This is a genomic window from Shewanella cutis (genome assembly GCF_022410515.1).
Taxonomy (GTDB): Bacteria; Pseudomonadota; Gammaproteobacteria; order Enterobacterales; family Shewanellaceae; genus Shewanella; species Shewanella cutis.
In genome coordinates this window covers 44,031-50,457 of sequence record NZ_JACSDI010000026.1, presented here as the reverse complement: position 1 = coordinate 50,457, position 6,427 = coordinate 44,031, and the positions used below count along the sequence as shown (strand labels likewise).

Genomic DNA, 6,427 nt, shown 5'->3' with positions numbered 1-6,427 from the left:
TTCTGTATATAAATCGCTCAACAAAAAGTAAGAACCATTTTAAACCCTGCCTATTGGCAGCTCCAATTATAAACAGTCATGCCAATCAACTTATTGGTTATATTGAATAACTTAGATAGTTACTGATCTTAAAGACTCTCTCGCATATACTTAAGCGAATTAAAGCGAGGATTGTGTAATGTTTACTATCTCAAAAGGTTTTACTTTAGTTGAACTGATGGTTACCATCGCGATTGCAGCTTTGCTCCTTTCTATTGGCGTCCCATCATTCACTGCAATCTATGAAGCGACTCGCAGTGCAAATGAAATGCAAAAAATCAATGATCTCTTTGCCTTTGCTCGAAATCAAGCAGTGAATTACGGTGCTACTGTCACAGTATGCCCCTATGCAGCAACGCCCTGTGGTAATGACTGGACTAAAGGGTTTAGTGTGTATATTGAGAATAATGGCGCCAAAAAAGTCCTTAAGGTAATAGAGGGGTTTAACTCTAAAGACACTATCTCATTAACTGGCCCAACAGATAAAACCGTGAACTTTACTCCTGATGGCTTAGTTTCTACTGAGACATCAATTATATATTGTCCTAGCGGAGAAAGTGACGGTTCTAAAAGCATTAAAATTAGCACATCAGGTTTGATTAAAGAGGAAAGTGATAATCAAAGCTGTTCATAAATAACGGACAAGCACAGATATATTATCACCTCAGTATCAGTCAAAATTCCTGATGAAATGGAACGATTTGATAATTTTAAGTTACTTTTAAAAAGTATTACCTTTTTTATATAGTTTTAATTTAGCTTTAAATTATTCACTAAACGTGTTTATCTTGGAGTTAACTTATCCAATGCTTGAGCCTTGCTGCTACTGAAAAATGCGTTAAGCTCAACACATTCTTCTACTGCATTGATGTAAGACTTTTTACCATCATTCGACTGACGACGAGTCCCTACAAGATTTGCCATTCTTAATGGCATTTCACTCGTTTTCCAACGGTAAAAAGCAATTTCAGCATTATTTTTAAACATAATAAAACATTTAAAATCCTGTTCTGTCTGTGAATTAATGGTATCTGCCCAAAGATTGCTCGATGTCAAAACCAAAATCGTGGAGAGAATGACTAATTTCATTTCCAACACTCCGCACTTGGGCCTTTAGCCCCTGTATCAGTGATGGTCAAAGGAGTACAAGAAGAATCTCGGCTTGCCTGTATCCCTTTTGCGACCGCTTTTAGAGTAAATGATGAAGTACCACTTGATGTCACTGAGTAATTACCGTTTTCAGTAATATATGGATCTGCATCTATAATTTTAGTCAAATCAGCAGCATACTTACGATTATCTAAATAATACTGCTCTTGTAGATTGGCTAATTTCATTAACGCAGACAATCCCTCAGCCCTCGTACTCTGAGCAACATAACGAGTATAAGAGGGATAGGCTATTGCCGATAGAATTCCAATAATGACAACAACTATCATCACCTCAATTAAGGTAAAACCTTTATCTTTAATCTTCATATAAAATACTTATTCATCTATATGGTAATAAATTTTATTGGTATTTAAACCACCACCTAATCCAATGGTACCTTTACATTTACCATTATCACACTCCCCTTTTCCCACACCAATAATATACGCCTCAGCTTTTTCACCATCTTCAGGCTTAGGAATAACTATTTGTGGGGTATCTGGTACCCGCTCACCCACCTCGTAATAAACTTGGCTATAAGAACGAGTCCCCTTATGTAAATCGAACACGTACAACCGACCTTGTCCAGAAAAACCACACACGCCAGAATCCAAATCAACTGATTGATTAGTTGGCGGTACAAAAGAGGTAAAATAGACTTTACCATTAAAAATTAGTGAGGCTGATAAACTCTTTTCTCCAATAGCGGTAAAACTGTACTGCCAGCCTTTCATCTTTCCAAATGCAATATCACCATCTTTACTACTAGGTGCTGAACTTGTGACATCATACAAATCCGTAGAAGTCAATGTTGCGGGCTTTGTAGTAAAATTTTGCGTAACAACGTTACGGTCTTGGAATACATAAAATTTATCTTTAATACTGAGACCTAGTGGGTTATCACGATTGCCCGAGCCAATAGTCACAGCGTCATAGGGAATCTTCTGATAGCTCAGAACGTTACCATCAGAATGTACATTATTAAATTCGGTTTGGGCGACTACAGGACCAGTAAAAAACATTCGATTATCAGGTGAAGCCCCAGCAATTGAAGCGAATTTAAACAATGTCCACTGGGCAGTATCTGTTCCTGCTAAATCCATACGCCATACATTACCCACTATATCACTTGCATAAATTCGGTCGGTATATCCATCATTATCACTATCTAATACGGCGACTTTACTAGCTATACTTCCCATGTCTACATCAGTAAATTTTGTAATAAAATTTCCAGTTTTAGCATTAACTATATATACCGATTTGCCAGTACCTTGAGATGATGCCATACCACCACCCAAAATTAGTACGGGATCGGCTATGCCTTTCAAAGATGTGACTACGGGCTCCGACCAAGTTTGTCCTAAATCCTCAAAGTTGCTCGAATCGGAATTAATCACCCATTTTAAGGATGGTGAATCAGGCTTAGTTACATCCAAAGCATAATAAGAAGAACCACCACTTCGCATACCTAAAAACACCCATGCGACTTCAATCTCCCCATCTGCTTTAGTTTTCGTATAGGCGACAGGAGATAAATCCATACCATAAACAGAGTGCACACCTGTTGCAGGGTTTTCTCGCAATTTTGGAACATTACTCCAAAGTTCATTAGGCATAAAAGCCCAAGATTCAGAAACAGAACCAACTGAATAATCGTCACTTCCCGCATCGGAGTCCTTGAACATATGCACTAAACCTTGGTTTGTGCCCAGGATAATTCTCACATCCAAAGCGTTAGCGGTGCCAAAATTAATAGCTAAAGGCTTAGAGTGCAGAGGATCGCCCATCAGATCTTCCCTAGGATCTGAAGTGCTATCATCATTATCATCATCATCGACATCAACACCATACAACCAATCTAAATCAGTCTGAGAATAACTAGAAACAAAAGAAGACGTTGCTAAATTAACTAGATTGTTATCACTATTAGTATAAATCTTGCGATTTTTAAGTTGGCTTCTTAATGTTGGTAATACACCACCAGAGAGCACTTTATTACCATCGTTTGCACCAGAGCAAGCATTCCAATACGTACAAGTGTCAATCGAAATATTACCATTTGTATCAATGGCATTAGCGCTACCACTAGGACCGACAATCTCGCCAGCAGAGTTCACCTTAAGTTTTTTAAGGTTACCACTCCAACGCGGACCATTTCCAGGAAGAAACATAGCATAGTATGCGGCATTATAGGTTTGAGTTTTATCAAAATTATTACTGGCAATACTCGGAGATGTAAACGTTGAGTCAATTGTTAAAATCGATTTTAATGCATCGTCCAGAGCCGTTACTAAGTCAAGACCATTTTTTGCGACATAGTATCCTTTAGATACACCATCACTATTACGCGGATTTCCTCCTCTAAAAGCGGTTTCCTCTAATAAATCTGCGGCGGCATCTGCACCGTCAGAAAAACCAATAGTAAAAATACGAATATTTTGCTTGTTATCAACTCCCATTGAATCTTTATTCCCAATAACGACATCATTATTGTACATATAGGCAGCTAGAGCTGGCATATAACTAGTATCATTTTGATTCTGGGGGTTTTTAAAGTTAAATATATTATAATCAGCATCTTTATTTTTAGCTGTTGCTGTTAAATTTTTAATTAACAAATCAGCTGACTTATCAACTGTTGGCGCCCCGTCGGTAATATAAATAACATAAGCTGTATCAGGACATTTTTTAAAAGGTGTTGTATAACTTCCCGCCATCAAAATACTTGGCGGTGTATTTTTTTTATAATTTAAAGATTTATAGTCAGTATCTTTGTTTCCAAAAGTCACAGGACCACCACTAAAGTACATGTAAGCCTCATAAAGAGTTTCACATAATGGTGTATTCGTTTGGGCTGGCATACCTTTGATTAAATTGGTTAAACTTGTTTTATTCACAGAATTCATTTCCGCCAAGTCATAAACTACTCGGCCGCCATCAGCATTAGACTCATCAGGGAAATTGAGATTAAATACAGCTAGACTAGCATCGATTGGTACTGCAAGTGAGTCTAAAGCGGATATTAATGCTTTTTTTGCAACATCTAAACGAGTTCCAACACCGCCACTCTCTTGCCCTTCTTTGGTTGTCGTAACCCATTTATGCCAAACCAGATAATGAGCCGTGTAAAGAGTCACTGGTTGCCCAGAGCCAAACTGAGTATTTTTCAAACTATTTAAGCGATCGGCTTCAGTAGCACTAGTTGTATACATCGATTTATTGTTTATGGGATAACCATTTGCAAAAGAGTTACCTTTCAATTTACCCGGATTAACAGGGTCGGCATTTAAAATATCTTCATAGCAATCCACAATATCATTCTGATTGAAACCATTATTATCAGCTAGATTATTCCATGTGTTTCTGCTGCTACTAAACTCTCTTAAATAACCAGTATAACGTCCCTTAGAAGCTAAAGCCTTTGCAGCTGTATTACAGTTATTATTATCTTTATAGAATCGCCGCCCATCATTAGGTTTATCTGGAGTAGGCATATTACTGGTATTATCAATCCCCCCCGCATTCCAGTAGGTTCCCTTATCGTTAATATAACCAGAGTAACCCTCCAAAAAAGTTCCAAATCCATCAGGATAACTACAAATTCCTGCACTCCTATCAGCCTCTGAACAATAAGATGTCACCGCATTCTCTTCCACAGTAGACATACTGCCAGAATTATCGAAAATAAATAACACCTGTGGACGTTTGCCTGTTCGAACAGTTGAATCAACCAAATAGAGTTCTGTATCATCAGCAAACGTCAAGCCAGCTGTGCAGGTGACAACTGTTAATATTCCTATAAGCAATTTGTTTAGCATGATATTCATCCTATTAAGGCAAGACTTGCTGCTCTACACCAGCAACAACGGTTAGTTGACCTAAATCATCTCGACCAAATGTTCTTGTGCTGCTAATTTCGACTCGGCGACAATTCACTAAATTAGCCCCTGTTGCATTTGCTGTTCGCTGACAGGCTACGTTTCTGACTCCAGTGAGAGGGTATGGAGTAAGTCGCTGTGTACCATTAAAAAGTTTTTCCGTAGTAACAACATTTAAATTCGCCAATAGCATGCCTTCATATTTGAGTATCACTTGTTGTAACCCACCATCAGCAATTGATTTCGCTTCAATTCGCTCAGCCCCCGCTCCAGACATACGCATAGATTGGGTTGAATTGACGGCCAACGCGACACCTATAATTGTCATCAAAAGCAGCACAATAAGTGCGAAAAATAGTACTATCCCTTTCTGCTTTTTCATCCCTTTACCCTCTAATTCCGAATTAACACAGGATTGGCAAGCACCATCGTTGTTGAAACCACTTTTCGTCGGTAGTGATCATTTAAGCCGTCAATTTCCTTATCACCTAAAGTGTAAGTGGTATCGTTTGTATAGCTTTTATCTTCATCTATCGCTCTAACCAATAAAAAAACTCTAACAGCAACTAAACGTTGAAATAATTCATTATCCCACATTAATGTAGTCACATTTTCCGCAGGCATAAAGCTATCAGCGGTATCATCACCGTCATTATCAAAACCATAGAGAATACGCATATTCTCAATGCCTTCGACTAATTGTTCTTCATTGTTCATACCATTGTTTTTAGTTAAGGTTTTACGTCTTAATACCGGCACTGAACCATCATTCTTAATAAAATAAATATGATGTTGATATTCCCAAAATCGTGCGTTTTCAAGCGCTGGATTTGGAGGATTCCCCCCTTTAAATAGCACCGCTTGGCTCGAGGTCGCAGCCATATAATAACGTTCACCGTTTGGATTGGTGACAGGCGGCCCAACCAGCCTTTTTATTTGGATCACATCCGTGTTGGCATTTACCCCATTCAAACAACTCAGACTCTCAGCACTTTTACCTGCTTCATATCCCCATAATCGCCTAAAATGCGCAGGTTCCGTATTTGGTAATGTACCGTTGTTTACGCCTGCACCGATGCAGTCATTTGTAATACCATCTCTTAAGGTCATATTGGTGCCAAGCACAAAATCGGTTCCTGTTATATCGCCCATAAAACCAAGCTGGGTAATATCCCTTTCCATAAGGGCGAGAGCTATGCGGCCATTTTCTTGTAATTGATTGAATTGGCTGGTCGTCACAACATTAGAAGATGACATACTAAACATGGCAAAAAGCCCAAGCGTGAGAAACAGTCCGATAAGCATCGAGACCATTAACTCAACTAAAGACATCCCCTTCTGACAATTTTTCATCT

The 6,427-nt window shown here is 38.5% G+C and carries 6 protein-coding genes; 1 reads left to right on the top strand and 5 read right to left on the bottom strand.

Annotated elements, in window-relative coordinates:
• Window positions 1-178 precede the first annotated feature (178 nt).
• Window positions 179-673: a GspH/FimT family pseudopilin gene (locus H9J30_RS20305; RefSeq protein WP_240132648.1), complete on the top strand. Its 495-nt coding sequence runs from the start codon at window positions 179-181 to the stop codon at window positions 671-673.
• Window positions 674-822: 149 nt separating this feature from the next.
• On the opposite strand, the gene H9J30_RS20300 is transcribed toward H9J30_RS20305, so the two are convergent.
• The 5 genes from H9J30_RS20300 to H9J30_RS20280 are packed head-to-tail and all read right to left on the bottom strand — an operon-like array spanning window position 823 to window position 6,425.
• Entirely contained in the window at window positions 823-1,128 is a 306-nt protein-coding gene (locus H9J30_RS20300) for a TapY2 family type IVa secretion system protein (RefSeq protein ID WP_240132647.1), read from the bottom strand.
• Window positions 1,125-1,517, bottom strand: coding sequence for a type IV pilin protein (locus H9J30_RS20295; RefSeq protein WP_240132646.1), 393 nt, complete (start codon window positions 1,515-1,517; stop codon window positions 1,125-1,127). The genes H9J30_RS20300 and H9J30_RS20295 overlap by 4 nt, the downstream gene beginning before the upstream one ends.
• Before the next feature lie 9 nt (window positions 1,518-1,526).
• On the bottom strand, window positions 1,527-5,012 hold the full coding sequence (locus H9J30_RS20290) for a pilus assembly protein (protein ID WP_240132645.1): 3,486 nt from the start codon (window positions 5,010-5,012) through the stop codon (window positions 1,527-1,529).
• 13 nt (window positions 5,013-5,025) lie between these two features.
• Window positions 5,026-5,454: a pilus assembly PilX family protein gene (locus H9J30_RS20285; RefSeq protein ID WP_240132644.1), complete on the bottom strand. Its 429-nt coding sequence runs from the start codon at window positions 5,452-5,454 to the stop codon at window positions 5,026-5,028.
• Window positions 5,455-5,465: 11 nt separating this feature from the next.
• Window positions 5,466-6,425, bottom strand: a complete 960-nt coding sequence (locus H9J30_RS20280; protein ID WP_240132643.1) for a PilW family protein — start codon at window positions 6,423-6,425, stop codon at window positions 5,466-5,468.
• Between the last annotated feature and the right edge of the window lie 2 nt (window positions 6,426-6,427).